The sequence below is a fragment of the Pseudomonas sp. FP2338 genome (assembly GCF_030687515.1).
Lineage (GTDB): Bacteria > Pseudomonadota > Gammaproteobacteria > Pseudomonadales > Pseudomonadaceae > Aquipseudomonas > Aquipseudomonas salomonii.
Genome location: NZ_CP117436.1, coordinates 3,017,792 through 3,031,336, shown reverse-complemented (window position 1 = coordinate 3,031,336; position 13,545 = coordinate 3,017,792). Strand labels below are relative to the sequence as shown.

At 60.7% G+C, this 13,545-nt stretch carries 11 protein-coding genes; 5 read left to right on the top strand and 6 right to left on the bottom strand.

The genetic code is table 11. The features are described from left to right. Positions 1-3: 3 nt before the first annotated feature. On the top strand, positions 4-2,490 hold the full coding sequence (gene ligD, locus PSH96_RS13700) for a DNA ligase D (protein WP_305459697.1): 2,487 nt from the start codon (positions 4-6) through the stop codon (positions 2,488-2,490). 19 nt (positions 2,491-2,509) lie between these two features. Here ligD and PSH96_RS13695 read toward each other — a convergent pair whose 3' ends face one another. Then, complete coding sequence (locus tag PSH96_RS13695) at positions 2,510-2,842, bottom strand: hypothetical protein (RefSeq protein ID WP_305459696.1); 333 nt, start codon at positions 2,840-2,842, stop codon at positions 2,510-2,512. A gap of 524 nt (positions 2,843-3,366) precedes the next feature. Beyond that, positions 3,367-4,266 carry a lipid A hydroxylase LpxO gene (gene lpxO, locus PSH96_RS13690; protein ID WP_065911666.1) on the bottom strand — a complete coding sequence of 300 codons (900 nt, stop codon included), beginning with the start codon at positions 4,264-4,266 and terminating at the stop codon, positions 3,367-3,369. 364 nt (positions 4,267-4,630) lie between these two features. Here lpxO and PSH96_RS13685 point away from each other — a divergent pair, with 364 nt between their 5' ends. Next, positions 4,631-5,017, top strand: a complete 387-nt coding sequence (locus tag PSH96_RS13685) for a TIGR03067 domain-containing protein (RefSeq protein WP_305459695.1) — start codon at positions 4,631-4,633, stop codon at positions 5,015-5,017. 138 nt (positions 5,018-5,155) lie between these two features. Here the strand turns inward: PSH96_RS13685 and PSH96_RS13680 are convergent, their stop codons facing one another. Next, positions 5,156-5,968 (bottom strand): bifunctional 2-polyprenyl-6-hydroxyphenol methylase/3-demethylubiquinol 3-O-methyltransferase UbiG, encoded by an 813-nt coding sequence (locus tag PSH96_RS13680; RefSeq protein ID WP_305459694.1) that lies wholly within the window; start codon positions 5,966-5,968, stop codon positions 5,156-5,158. A 154-nt stretch (positions 5,969-6,122) separates the two neighbouring features. Between PSH96_RS13680 and PSH96_RS13675 the strand changes: the two genes are divergently transcribed. From PSH96_RS13675 to PSH96_RS13665, 3 genes are all read left to right on the top strand, one after another. Beyond that, on the top strand, positions 6,123-7,361 hold the full coding sequence (locus tag PSH96_RS13675) for an MFS transporter (protein WP_056859894.1): 1,239 nt from the start codon (positions 6,123-6,125) through the stop codon (positions 7,359-7,361). Between the two features lie 142 nt (positions 7,362-7,503). Then, positions 7,504-9,090 carry an ABC-F family ATPase gene (locus PSH96_RS13670; RefSeq protein ID WP_074854431.1) on the top strand — a complete coding sequence of 529 codons (1,587 nt, stop codon included), beginning with the start codon at positions 7,504-7,506 and terminating at the stop codon, positions 9,088-9,090. 325 nt (positions 9,091-9,415) lie between these two features. After that, positions 9,416-10,591 carry an MFS transporter gene (locus PSH96_RS13665; RefSeq protein WP_305459693.1) on the top strand — a complete coding sequence of 392 codons (1,176 nt, stop codon included), beginning with the start codon at positions 9,416-9,418 and terminating at the stop codon, positions 10,589-10,591. Here the strand turns inward: PSH96_RS13665 and PSH96_RS13660 are convergent. From PSH96_RS13660 to PSH96_RS13650, 3 genes are all read right to left on the bottom strand, one after another. Continuing rightward, positions 10,585-11,622 (bottom strand): dienelactone hydrolase, encoded by a 1,038-nt coding sequence (locus PSH96_RS13660; protein WP_065911674.1) that lies wholly within the window; start codon positions 11,620-11,622, stop codon positions 10,585-10,587. The two genes, PSH96_RS13665 and PSH96_RS13660, sit on opposite strands and share 7 nt — an antisense overlap. 241 nt (positions 11,623-11,863) lie before the next feature. Next, positions 11,864-12,475, bottom strand: coding sequence for an FMN-dependent NADH-azoreductase (locus PSH96_RS13655; protein WP_017138816.1), 612 nt, complete (start codon positions 12,473-12,475; stop codon positions 11,864-11,866). Between the two features lie 129 nt (positions 12,476-12,604). Next, on the bottom strand, positions 12,605-13,531 hold the full coding sequence (locus PSH96_RS13650; protein ID WP_305459692.1) for an AraC family transcriptional regulator: 927 nt from the start codon (positions 13,529-13,531) through the stop codon (positions 12,605-12,607). Between the last annotated feature and the right edge of the window lie 14 nt (positions 13,532-13,545).

Here is a 13,545-nt window from a genome sequence, read left to right as displayed (position 1 = left end):
GCCATGGCCAAGCCCCTGAGTGAGTACAAACGCAAACGCGACTTCGAGATCACCGCAGAACCGGCAGGCGAAGTGCCCGCCGGTAAATCCAAGGCCTCGGCGCTATCCTTCGTGATTCAAAAACACGACGCGCGCAACCTGCACTATGACTTTCGCCTGGAACTCGATGGCGTACTCAAAAGCTGGGCCGTGCCCAAAGGCCCGAGCCTGGACCCCAGCCAGAAACGCCTGGCGGTCCACGTTGAAGACCACCCGCTGAGTTATGGCAATTTTGAAGGCAATATCGCCGCCGGGCAGTATGGCGCCGGTGATGTGATCGTGTGGGATCGCGGGGTCTGGCAGCCTCACGACGATCCGCACAAGGCGTATGCAGCCGGCAAACTCAAATTCACCCTGGTCGGTGAAAAACTTTCCGGCGATTGGGCACTGGTACGCACTCGGCTCAAGGGCAGTGGCGACAAGGAACAGTGGCTGCTGATCAAGGAAAAGGATCAGCAAGCCCGCCCGGCCGAAGACTACGACATCGTAAAGGCCCAGCCCAAAAGCGTGCTCAGCGACGCCACCGTGGGCAAGCCCGCACCCGCGCCTGCAGCGCGTGCAAAGCGCCAGAAAGCCAAGACCGCCCTGCCCGATGAATTCGCGCCACAACTGGCCACCCTGGTCGACCGCGCCCCGGCCGGCGATTGGCAATACGAGATCAAATTCGACGGCTACCGCATGCTGGCGCGTATCCGCGACGGCGACGTGCGCCTGTTCACCCGCAACGGTCATGACTGGACCGAGCGTTTGCCGCGCCAGGTCAAGGCGCTGCAAGCCCTCAAGCTCCAGGACAGCTGGCTGGATGGCGAAGTGGTCAGCCTCAATGCCGACGGTTTGCCGGACTTCCAGGCGTTGCAAAATGCCTTCGATATCGGCCGCAGCCTGGATATCGTCTATTACCTGTTCGACGCGCCGTTTCTACAGGGCCAGGATTTGCGCGAAGCCCCCGTGGAACAACGCCGTGCCGCGCTTAAGGCCGCGCTGTCGAGCAGCCGCAGCAAATTGCTGCGGTTTTCCGAAGCCTTCGCCGCCAACCAGCGCGACATCTTCGAAAGCGCCTGCGACCTGGCGCTTGAAGGCGTGATCGGCAAGCGCGTCGGCAGCCCTTACGTGTCCAGCCGCAGCGCCGACTGGATCAAACTCAAATGCCGCCTGCGTCAGGAGTTTGTGATTGTCGGTTACACCCGCCCGCAAGGTTCGCGCACCGGCTTCGGCGCACTGTTGCTGGCGGTCAATGACGACAACGGCTTGGTGTATGCCGGGCGTGTCGGCACCGGGTTTGATCAGCACACGCTCAAAACGATCTACGCCCAGCTCACGCCTTTGGAGCGCAAGACTTCGCCGCTACACAAACCGCTGACCAGCAGCCAGGCACGCGGCGTGCACTGGGTGAAGCCCGAGTTGGTCGGCGAAGTCAATTTCGCCGAATGGACCCGCGAAGGCGTGGTACGTCAAGCCGCGTTCATTGCGCTGCGCAGCGACAAGCCTGTGGCGCAGATCATCCATGAACAACCGCGTGCGGCCAAATCGCTCAAGCAGGCTTCAGCACCGAAAAAAGCCGGCAATGGCGTGAACATCACCCACCCCGACCGCGTGATCGACCCACAAAGTGGCACGCAAAAGCAGCAGTTGGCAGATTTCTACGCCAGCATCAGCCAATGGCTCCTGCCGTTCCTGCACCACCGGCCGGTCTCGCTTCTGCGCGCGCCGGAAGGCATCGAAGGTGAGCAATTCTTCCAAAAGCATGCAGAGCGCCTCGCGATTCCCCATATCAAGCAACTGGACCAGCGCCTCGACCCCGGCCACGCACGGCTGATGGAGATCGACACCGCCAAAGCCCTGCTCGGCGCCGTGCAGATGGGCACGATCGAGCTGCACACCTGGGGCGCCACTGCCGACAAAATCGAAACCCCGGACCTGTTTGTGCTCGACCTCGACCCGGACCCCGCATTGCCCTGGAAAAGCATGCTGGAAGCCGCGCAACTAACCCTGTCGGTGCTCGACGAGTTGGGCCTTCAAGCGTTCGTCAAAACCAGCGGCGGCAAAGGCCTGCATCTAGTCATCCCGCTGGCGCGCCGGGATGGCTGGGACACGGTGAAGGCCTTTGCCAAGGCCATCGCGCAGTTCATGACACAGCAACTGCCCGAACGCTTTACCGCCACCAGCGGCCCGAAAAATCGCAGCGGCAAGATCTTTATCGACTACCTGCGCAATGCCCGCGGTGCGAGTACGGTGGCGGCCTATTCGGTACGGGCCCGCCCGGGCCTGCCGGTCTCGGTGCCGGTGAGCCGGGAGGAATTGAAAGGGTTACGCGGTGCGCAGCAGTGGACGGTGGCTAATCTGCATGAGCGTTTGGAGAAGCTCAAGGACGACCCTTGGGCCGGTTACGCCAACCGGCAGAAGATCAGCAAAAAGATGTGGGACAAGCTGGGGGCTGAGCCGCCGCAGTGATAGTAGTAACCGTACCAGGTCAATAGGTGGGAGCTGGCTTGCCTGCGATGGCATCAACTTGGTGCGCCTGAACAATGTTGCTGCGCAGGGCGTTTTTTTGGCTGTGTACATATCCGTTATTTGGGTAACGGCGGCCTATGGTTCCGCCCTTACGGCGGGTCACTTTTGCAAGGACCGGAATGCCGGCCCAGTCAAAAGTAACCAAAAAGTCCTCGCCCCAACACTCGGTGCCTCGCTGTGGCTCGGCATGCCCGCAATCCGACACTGATTTGGGGGGCCGCCGCCACGCGCCATCCATGGCGCGGGAAGGATGTAAGGGCCACTGCAACAGCAACAGCAACAGCAGAGCCATACTCGGTCAAAGGTGGGAGCGGACTTGCTCGCGAATGCGGTGGGCCAGTGACAGATAAATTGACTGACCCACCGCATTCGCGAGCAAGCCCGCTCCCACATTTGGACCGAGTTGCATCAGGTAGAGAGGCTTTTGACTTGCACTTGATCTGGCTTTTGCTTCAACCACTCAGGTCGGCTTTCAGGCCGCCGTGCTGTAGATCTTGATCTTGATCTGCTTTTGATCTGAGGCGCCCCGTCAACCACGATGGCCGAACGCAGGCTTGAATCCGTGGGTAACCCGGCAGGACGCCGGGTTAGCCGCGCTGGGCCAAGGATGGCCCATCGCGGCGGCCCACGGATTCAAGCCGGAGTGAGGGCACACCGAGCCAGAGCGAGGTGCCGAGTGGTGGGGCACAGACCTTTTGGTTACTTTTGGGGCGTTTGCCAAAAGTGACCCGCCGTAAGGGCGGAACCATAGGCCGCCGTGACCGCAGCAACGGATATGTACACCAAAAAAACCCCATAAAACGTAAACCAGGCAAGTCAGATCAGAATAAATATCACCGCCAACCCAGCAAAAATCGCCCACTTCTCCAGGTAATACCGCGCCCGATTACGCTTTTTCAGCTCTTTGCCACGCAAACGGATCTTGTACAACCGCGTAAACGCACGGTTCAACCCGCCCGTCTTGTCACCCTCATCATTAGGCGAACCCGCAGCCGCCATCACATTACGACTGAACCACCGGTTAAACGCCGCCGCCCAGCGGTACTTCATCGGGCGCTCAATGTCACAGAACAAAATAATGCGGTTCTGCTGCGTCGTGTTCTCAGCGTAGTGAATGTAAGTCTCGTCAAACATCACCGGCTCACCGTCACGCCAGTAGTAACTCTCGCCATCCACATTGATATAGCAACCCGGATCGTTCGGCGTATCCAGCCCCAAGTGGTAACGATAGGAGCCTGCATAAGGGTCGCGGTGGCGCACCAGCTTGGAGCCCGGCGGCAACTCGGCAAACATCGCCGCCTTGATCGAGCCAATACCTTGCACCAGCTCAGTGGTGCGCGGGCACAGCTTCATCGCCGACGGGTGACTGTCGCCGTACCACTTGAGGTAAAAGCGCTTCCAACCCGATTTGAAGAACGAGTTGAAACCCACGTCATTGTATTGGTCCGAGCGCTTGATCTCGCCCGCGCGCATCAGGTTCTGGCCTTCCTGGCGAATTTCCTCCCAGTGCTCCTGCAGCGGGCTCAGGTCCGGAAAGTCGCTGGGCGACAGAAACGGACGGCTTGGCTGCTTGGAAAACAAGTAGAGGAAGCAGTTGATCGGCGCCAGGAACGTCGAGTGATCGCTAAGCTGGCGACCCAGCTTGTGTCGCACTCTGCCACGCAGGTGAACATACGCAATGGAGGCAACGTAGAGAACAACAATGATGAGTTTCAAGGGATTCGTCACAAGTCAGAAGAGAACAGGCTGCTCCTGCGTGCACACAACGGCCGAGGATTAATAAGCAGCACCTGAAATCACAATTACACATTGGCGGCTGGCCGGACGAGTCACTTCCGGAACCAGGCCATTGGCCTTTATTTAGCCACAGTTTGTAACCAAAGGTTAACTAAGAATTGTGAAAAGCTGTCTACGCAGCGTGCAGGACGCGCAACCGCCTGTCTGGACGCAAGCCCGGAGTGGGGCTACTTACCGTGCAGGCGGTTGCGCGGCCAACGCAGAAAAAACTCGCCATCCAACCAGGTTCCAAGCCCCTTTCAGTTACAATCGCGCCGATCAACCTCCAGCAAAAGGAACTTGCATGACACCTCAACCAGACCCGGACTTCACCGCGCTCCAGGGCGCCTGGGAGCAAATCGCCCTGGAAGACAGCGGCATACACAACCCGCCCGACGCACACAGCGCGCCGGGTGCCATTACCACTATTCGTGGCGATCAGTTCGAAGTCCAAACCGTCAATGGCGACATATTGCTGGCTGGCCGGTTCACACTGGACAGCAGCACCACGCCCAAACGCATTACCTGGGTGGACTCCATGGGCGATGACGCCGACAAAGCCTTACCCGCCAGCTATCGCCTCGAAGGCGACGATTTTGTGTTTATCGCGGCGGATGAAGGCATGCCCCGCCCGACCGTCTTCAGCACCGGGCCAGGGCAAACCATGCGCACCTTTGTGCGTCGCCGGTGAAACCGCAGGCATCCGAAACGCCGACATGGTTTTCACACAGCCTTCACCTCCAGGCCTTTAGCGTGAGGCCACCTACTCCAGTGATTCACTTGGCCCGCCGCTACCGTCGCGGGCCTTTTTTTGTGCGCAAAAACCGCTTTAAACCGAGCGTTTGATGGCCGTCAGGGTGAAACACAACGGCAATTGAGCCGGCTGGTGTTCGTACTGGTCATACAGCTCTTCCCGGTTAGAGTGCGGGTACTCCTGCAGATGCTCGATCTGCAGGTGCGCCGCAATCGCCCCGCTGACCACGCTGCCCAGGGTATGCACGTACCAATAGGACGTCGGCCCTGGAACCTGTGTCAGTCCTTCATACACAATCGACGCCTGCAGCACGAACGGATCGCGTTGAAAGTACGAACTGGCGGGCAATAGCGGATTGCTGGCCTGAGGGTCGAAGACTTCCAGGAAAGGATGCGTCTCATAGATCACCAGGGTGCCGCCGGGCTTGAGGGTACTGGCCACGTGCTGCATGAACAGCGCCACATCCGGCATCCAGCCGAGTACGCCAATGGTGACCAAGGCAATATCAAACCGGCCAAGCAGTTGCTCAGGCAGGTGATAGATATCGGCTTCGATGAACTGCGGGTTATGCGGGGAAACATCCGCCAACGCCCGAGCTTGTGCCAGGAAGGCTGCCGATTGATCGACGCCCACTACCTCGCGCGCCCCCAGGCCAAACAACGACAGGCTTTCACGCCCGTTGTTGCAGCCGAGTTGCACCACCGCCTTGCCGGCAACGCCGACGGTTTGCAACAGCGCGGTAATGGTGGGGTCGAGGCACGAAAAGGTCGGTTCAGCGACTGATTGCAGGAGTGTGTTCCAGGTCGCGGTGCCTTTGTGCAGCGCGGCAGAGGCGTCCCAGGCGGCCTTGTTACTGGCGATCGCCTGTTGAGCTGAGGGCATGTCCATTGCGTCTCCAAAGAGTCATTTCAGCGGGCTTCGAAAAATAATCCAAATACCCGCCAGATAAAACCCTCAGCAGCAGCGAAACTTCTGTTCAGGCCCATGGGTCACTAACCCAACGAGTGTCCAGCCCCTGAACACCCTTTGCGAAGACAACGCCGTGGCCAATCACTCTGACCTGCGTAATACCTTGTCCCTGGACAGTCTCAACTTTTTCCTGGCGGATGTGCGCGACGGCCTCGGACCATACCTGGCGATTTACCTGCTGGCCGTGCACCAATGGGACCCGGCCAGCATCGGCGTGGTCATGACCCTGGCCGGCATCGCCGCACTGGTCACCCAAGGCCCGGCGGGCGCGCTGATCGACCGCACACGCAGCAAGCGCGCCGTGATCGCCGTGGCTGCGATCCTGGTGACCGCCAGTTGCCTGCTGCTGCCATTTGTCAGCACCTTCAGTTGGGTGGCCCTGACCCAGGCTGCCAGCGCCGTGGCCGCCTCGGTGTTTGCCCCGGCCATATCCGCCATTTCCCTTGGGATTACCGGGCCACGCGCCTTCACCCGGCGTACGGGGCGCAATGAAACCTTCAACCACGCCGGCAATGCCGTGGCCGCGCTGCTGGCCGGCGGCCTGGCGTACCTGTATGGCCCGGTGGTGGTGTTTTACCTGATGGCCTTTATGGCGCTGGCCAGTATCGTGGCCGTGAGCTGCGTGTCGGCCAAGGCGATTGACCATGAAGTCGCCAGGGGCTTTGACCCGGCCCACCACAGCGATCACGAACAACCGTCCGGCGTGAAAGTGCTGCTGGCCAACCGGCCGCTGCTGATATTCGCCATCTGCTGCGCCCTCTTCCACCTGGCCAATGCGGCAATGCTGCCGTTGGTCAGCCAGAAGCTCGCGCAGATCAACCTGCAGATGGCCACGCCGCTGACCTCGGCGTGCATCGTCGCCGCGCAGTTGGTGATGGTGCCGATGGCCTGGCTGGTCGGGCTCAAGGCCGATGTGTGGGGGCGCAAACCGTTGCTGCTCGCAGGTTTCCTGATCCTGCCGCTGCGCGGCGTGCTGTACACCTTGTCCAGTGATCCTTACTGGCTGGTGGCGGTGCAGATGCTCGACGGCATCGGCGCGGGGATCTTTGGCGCACTGTTCCCGGTGATCGTCAAGGACCTGACCCAGGGCACCGGGCGTTTTAATGTGAGCCTTGGCGCGCTGTCGACGGTATTTGGCCTGGGTGCGGCGTTGAGTAGCAGCCTGGCCGGTTTCGTGGTGCAACAGGCCGGCTACAACGCGGCATTCCTGACCCTGGCCGGCGTGGCCGCCGTGGCCTTGGCGCTGTTATGGCTGGCAATGCCGGAGACTCTGGAGAAACCATCGTTCGCCTGCCATACAACTGTCGCCTGACATATGCGACAATGCGCGCCAAATTCCAACACACAGCCAAAATATTCTGCTCAGCGACCGGGTTTCGCGCCTTGATGTCGCTGTTGACGCATGCCTGAAGGCTCCTGCCGCCACGCTCGCAACTCATTGATAGGTAAAGTAATTGATCTCCACAGCTAACATCACCATGCAGTTCGGCGCCAAGCCGCTCTTCGAGAACGTCTCGGTCAAATTCGGCGCCGGCAACCGTTATGGTTTGATCGGTGCCAACGGTTGCGGCAAGTCGACCTTCATGAAAATCCTCGGCGGCGACCTCGAGCCGTCCGGCGGCCAGGTCATGCTGGAGCCAAACGTGCGCCTGGGTAAACTGCGCCAGGACCAGTTCGCCTACGAAGAATTCACCGTACTCGACACCGTGATCATGGGCCACGAAGAGCTGTGGCGGGTCAAGGCTGAGCGTGACCGCATCTACTCGCTGCCGGAAATGAGCGAAGAAGACGGCATGGCCGTCGCCGAGCTGGAAACCGAATTTGCCGAGATGGACGGCTACACCGCCGAGTCCCGCGCCGGTGAACTGCTGCTGGGCCTGGGTATCCCGCTGGAACAACACTTCGGCCCGATGAGCGAAGTTTCTCCAGGCTGGAAACTGCGCGTGTTGCTGGCCCAGGCGCTGTTCTCCGACCCTGAAGTGCTGTTGCTCGACGAACCGACCAACCACTTGGACATCAACACCATCCGCTGGCTGGAAAACATCCTGACCCAGCGTTCCAGTCTGATGATCATCATCTCTCACGACCGTCACTTCCTGAACAGCGTGTGCACCCACATGGCTGACCTGGACTACGGCGAGCTGCGCCTGTTCCCGGGCAACTACGACGAGTACATGACCGTGGCGACCCAGTCCCGCGAGCAACTGCTGTCGGACAACGCCAAGAAGAAGGCGCAGATCTCCGAACTGCAATCCTTCGTCAGCCGCTTCTCGGCCAACGCCTCGAAAGCCAAGCAAGCCACGTCCCGTGCCAAGGCGATCGACAAGATCCAGCTGGCCGAGGTCAAGCCATCGAGCCGTGTGAGCCCGTTCATCCGTTTCGAGCAGAACAAGAAGCTGCACCGCCAGGCGGTGATGGTCGAAAAAATGGCCAAGGGTTTCGACGGCAAGCCGTTGTTCAAAGACTTCAGCTTTCAGGTTGAAGCCGGCGAGCGCGTGGCGATCATCGGCCCGAACGGTATCGGCAAGACCACCCTGCTGCGCACCCTGGTCAACGAACTGACCCCGGACGCCGGCAGCATCAAGTGGACCGACGCTGCGGAGCTGGGCTACTACGCCCAGGACCACGCCCATGACTTCGAAGACGACGTGACCCTGTTCGACTGGATGGGCCAGTGGACCCAAGGCGAGCAAATGATCCGTGGCACCCTGGGCCGCATGCTGTTCTCCAACGACGAGATCCAGAAGTCGGTGAAGGTGATTTCCGGTGGTGAGCAAGGCCGCATGCTGTTCGGCAAGCTGATCCTGCAAAAGCCGAACGTGCTGATCATGGACGAACCGACCAACCACTTGGACATGGAATCCATCGAAGCGCTGAACCTGGCGCTGGAAAACTACCCGGGCACGCTGATCTTCGTCAGCCACGACCGTGAGTTCGTATCGTCCCTGGCCACCCGCATCATCGAGTTGAGCGCCACCGGCGTGATCGACTTCAGCGGCACCTATGACGACTACCTGCGCAGCCAAGGCGTGGTGTTCTAAGCACCCGCTGTGGCAAGCCGGCTTACTGTTGCAGACCCGCTTGCTGTGGCAGGCCGGCTTGTTGTGGCGAGCAGGCTTGCCCTGCGCTGGGCTGCGAAGCGGCCCTAAAACCAAACACCGCGTTTTGCCTGGCAGAACGCGGTGTTTTTTATTGGGTCTGCTGCGCAGCCCAACGCAGGGCAAGCCTGCTCGCCACATCGAGCCTGTTCACCACAATAGACCTGCTTATGACGACGGGCCTCTTCAGCAAAACCCGTTAGCCAGCTTCCTTTTCCCCCACGCCCTTGCCATCATGCCCTCACCGCCCGCCCGCGAATGAGTGACCATGTCTGCCGCCGCCCCCAACTCCCTGTCGATCACCCTGCAGATCGTCTCCATTGTCTTCTACACCTTTATCGCCTTTATCTGCATCGGCCTGCCGATCGCGGTAATCCCAGGCTATGTGCATGAACAACTGGGCTTCAGCGCCGTAGTCGCCGGGGTCACCATCGGCGCGCAATACCTGGCCACCCTGCTCAGCCGCCCGATGGCTGGGCGCATGTCGGATAACGTCGGCACCAAACGCGCGATTGTGCTGGGTTTGGCGGGTATCCTGGTCAGCGGCGTGCTGACGTTTTTCGCGACACTGGTTGAAAGCATGCCCGCCTTGAGCCTGGGCATTCTGATCGTCGGCCGCCTTTTGCTCGGCGTGGCCCAAGGCCTGATCGGCGTTGGCACCATCAGCTGGTGCATGGGCGCGGTCGGCGCCGAACACACGGCGCGCTCAATCTCCTGGAACGGTATCGCCTCCTACGGCGCCATTGCCATAGGCGCGCCGCTGGGCGTGGTGATGGTCGCCGACTACGGCTACACCAGCCTGGGTATCGCGCTGTCGGTGCTGGCTGCCGTGGGCTTGGTGTTGATCCGTAATAAACCCTCGGTGCCGGTGGTGCGTGGCGAGCGGCTGCCGTTCTGGGCGGTGTTCGGGCGCATTGCGCCGTTTGGCGCCAGCCTGTGCCTGGCGTCGATCGGCTACGGCACGCTGACCACCTTTATCACCCTGTATTACCTCAACCGTGGCTGGGCCGGTGCGGCGTACTGCCTGACGGTGTTCGGCCTGTGTTTTATCCTCTCGCGCCTGGTGTTTATCTCGGCCATCAGCCGCTTCGGCGGGTTCAGTGCGGCGATTGCCTGCATGACCATCGAAACCGTCGGCCTGACCCTGTTGTGGCTGGCGCCGTCCACCGGTGTGGCGCTGATCGGCGCCGGGCTCACCGGCTTCGGTTTGTCGCTGGTGTACCCGGCGCTCGGCGTGGAGGCCATCAAGCAAGTGCCCAACAGCAGCCGTGGCGCGGGGCTGAGTGCGTATGCGGTGTTTTTTGATCTGGCCCTGGCGATTGCCGGGCCATTGATGGGTGCCGTGGCACTGAACCTCGGCTATGGCTGGATCTTCTTCTGCGCCGCGCTGCTGTCGGTCACGGCCCTGTGCCTGACCGTGCAGCTCAAGCGCCGTGCTTACTGATCAGCAGTCTGCAAACCGGCGCGGGTCGACTGGCCCAGGGTATGCACGAAAAAGCGCCCCGCCTCCGAGATCAGGTCGCGGTGGATGCCTTCGCGATCGACACCGTCGGCATCCGTGCAAATCGCCGGCATGGCCAGCAGTTGGTCACTGTCACACGGCGCCATGAACACAAAGTGCCCGGCCCCGGCCAATAGTTTGAAATCCGGCGGTTGCGGCAGTTTGCGCGCCAGGGCGGCGGCGTTCTTGTCCACGGCCACCAGCTTGTCGCCGTCGCCGCTGTAGAGCAGCACCGGCACATGCACATCAGCCAGGGTGTGGCGGCCGAACATCAGGCTCAGCGGCGCCATCAGCATCAAGGCATGAATACGTGGGTCGGCTTGCGGCTGCAGGTCTTCGCGGTCGACCACCAGTTCGCCCTTGGTGGTGCAGGCGTCGCGGTCTTCCGGGCGCTCCTGGCAATAACGGCGCAGGCGGTCGAAGTCCGGCTTGGCCCCGGCCAGGATCAGCGCGGTTTCACCGCCGGCTGAGTACCCGATAACGCCCACCTGGTCGATATTGACGAACGGCGACAGCATCGTATCCCCGAGCGTGGCGGTAATCGCTGCAGAAATCTGGATCGGCCGCCCGTACAGGTTGCTCACCGTGCCCAGGCGGCTGTGATCCTTGTAGTTGTCGCCAGGGTGCAAAACGGCCACCACCACAAACCCCTTACGCGCCAGCGAAGTGGCCAGGTCGTGCAGCGCCAGCGGTGTACCGGTGTTGCCGTGGGACAGCATCAGCATCGGGAAACGGCCGATAGCGACTTTGGAATCCTGGGTGGCCGCCACGTGGTAAGGGCCTAACTGCGTGGAATGTTCATCGTCGGTGGACGGGTAGAACGCGATGGCATTCATCGGCTGCTGATCCAGCGGGTCGAGAAAACTCATGCGATGAAAGCCCACACTCCAATGCGGGTGCGGCGCCGGGGCGGCGTGCACTGAAATCAGGCCGCCGAACAGGGAAAGAACCAAAACAGCACAAAGACGCATCATGGGGATGTCCACCTTTGCTGCGCGACCACGTTCAACACCCGCGGCATGTCGGTTTGAAAAGTCCATGGGCCAAGGCACTCGCTCCGGGTGATAAACCCATGCGTGCATAACCTGGGCCAAAGTAATGACAGCGGGCAAACGAAAAAACTCCGTACTCCGGTCGCGTTCAGGCGATCAGAATACAGAGTTTAGGCGCCCCGGCTCAGATTGGAACCGAACGGAGGCGAACTTTACACAAGCCTTACGCGGCGGCGAACAATTGTTCGTTGATCACGACGTTGGCGTCGCTCAAGGCCTTGCTGCGAACTTCTTCACCGTAGGCCAGGCCTTGGGCGCGGACAAATTCGATATCCGTGATGCCGAGGAAGCCAAATACCAGTTTCAAATAGTCCTCGTGGCCCACATTGCTTGCCTGGCCTGCGTGCAGACCGCCAGCGGTGGAAACAATGATCAGCTTCTTGCCGCCGCACAGGCCTTCAGGGCCGGCTTCGGTGTAACGGAAGGTTTGGCCGGCCACCGCAATACGGTCGATCCATGCCTTGAGCTGGGACGGCACCGAAAAGTTGTACATCGGCGCACCGATGACTACAGCGTCGGCGGCGATGAATTCAGCCAGGGACGTGGCGCTCAGTTCAGCCTCGTGTTTTTGTACGGCGTCGCGCAATTCGGCAGCAGTGCCCAGGGCGCCCAGGGTCAGGCCGGAAAAGTGGCTGATGCCTTCGGCAGCCAGGTCACGATAGGTCACTTCCACACCCGGCTCAGCCGCTTGCCAGGCCTTGACCACACCAGCGCTGAGCTGACGCGAAGCCGAGTTGTCGCCGAGGATGCTGGAATCGATATGCAACAGTTTCATGCGGGTTCTCCAAGTGAGGATCGCGGCTGGGCGATCGAATGAGGTTAATCCTACACATGAACCCAATAGTCGATTAGACGGTACAAATGTGATTGTTCGTCCTGCCAGCAGGACAATCAACCTAAATACTTAGTGCGACGACACATAAATAGACGCCGACGCAGGCGCCGGGAGCGCGTAAGTGCGCTTCATCCACTGAATCTCTTGCTGGGGCGTGCGCCCGAACAAGCGCTTGAACTCTCGGCTGAACTGCGAAGCGCTTTCATAGCCCACCTGGGCACACGCCGTGGCGGCGCTGATGTCGTTGCGCAGCATCAACAAACGCGCCTGGTGCAGGCGCGTGGACTTGAGGTATTGCATCGGCGAGGTGTCGGTGACGGTGCGAAAGTGCGCATGAAAACTCGGCACGCTCATCATCGCCTCCTGCGCCAGCACTTCCACGTCCAGGTGCTGGTGGTAAAACCCATGAATCTTGCGAATCGCCCGCGCCACCTTGCCGAACTGGCCCTGGCGGTTAAGCGCAGCGCGCATCGACCCGCCCTGCTCGCCCGTGAGGATGCGGTAGTAGAGCTCGCGCATCAGCGTCGGGCCGAGGATCTGCGCATCCATGGGTGTGCTCATGGCCTCAAGAAAGCGCAGCAGTGATTCGCTGAGTTGCTCATCCATCGGCGATGAATACATGCCTCGGGGTTTGGCCTCGACCAACCCCGGAAAGTCATCCAATGCCAGCATCAGTTCGGCGGCCAGGGTGAAATCCAGCCGCAGGTACACCGCCAGCATGGGTTCCTCTGCGCTGGCCTCGGTTTCCATGGTGAACGGCACCGGCACCGACACCACTAGGTAATGCTGGGCGTCGTACAGGTAAATCTCTTCGCCCAGATAACCGCGCTTGCGCCCCTGGCAGACAATCACAATGCCTGGGTCATAGAGCACCGGAACGCGGTGCAAGGGCTGATTCGAACGCAGGAAGCGCACGTCATCCAAAACGCTCAGGTTATAGCCTTCGACAGGCGCCAAGCGGCCCATCAGCTCGATGATTCGTTGGGTGCGGCCCATGGCACGTGGCTCCT

Bases quoted from the DNA above. Each gene is read 5' to 3' on its own strand.
- ligD (WP_305459697.1), top strand. From the start codon at position 4: ATGGCCAAGCCCCTGAGTGAGTACAAACGCAAACGCGACTTCGAGATC.
- PSH96_RS13660 (WP_065911674.1), bottom strand. From the start codon at position 11,622: ATGATGCGTCTTTGTGCTGTTTTGGTTCTTTCCCTGTTCGGCGGCCTG.
- PSH96_RS13685 (WP_305459695.1), top strand. From the start codon at position 4,631: ATGACACCTCAACCAGACCCGGACTTCACCGCGCTCCAGGGCGCCTGG.
- PSH96_RS13650 (WP_305459692.1), bottom strand. From the start codon at position 13,531: ATGGGCCGCACCCAACGAATCATCGAGCTGATGGGCCGCTTGGCGCCT.
- PSH96_RS13655 (WP_017138816.1), bottom strand. From the start codon at position 12,475: ATGAAACTGTTGCATATCGATTCCAGCATCCTCGGCGACAACTCGGCT.
- PSH96_RS13695 (WP_305459696.1), bottom strand. From the start codon at position 2,842: ATGGCTCTGCTGTTGCTGTTGCTGTTGCAGTGGCCCTTACATCCTTCC.
- PSH96_RS13680 (WP_305459694.1), bottom strand. From the start codon at position 5,968: ATGGACATGCCCTCAGCTCAACAGGCGATCGCCAGTAACAAGGCCGCC.
- PSH96_RS13665 (WP_305459693.1), top strand. From the start codon at position 9,416: ATGTCTGCCGCCGCCCCCAACTCCCTGTCGATCACCCTGCAGATCGTC.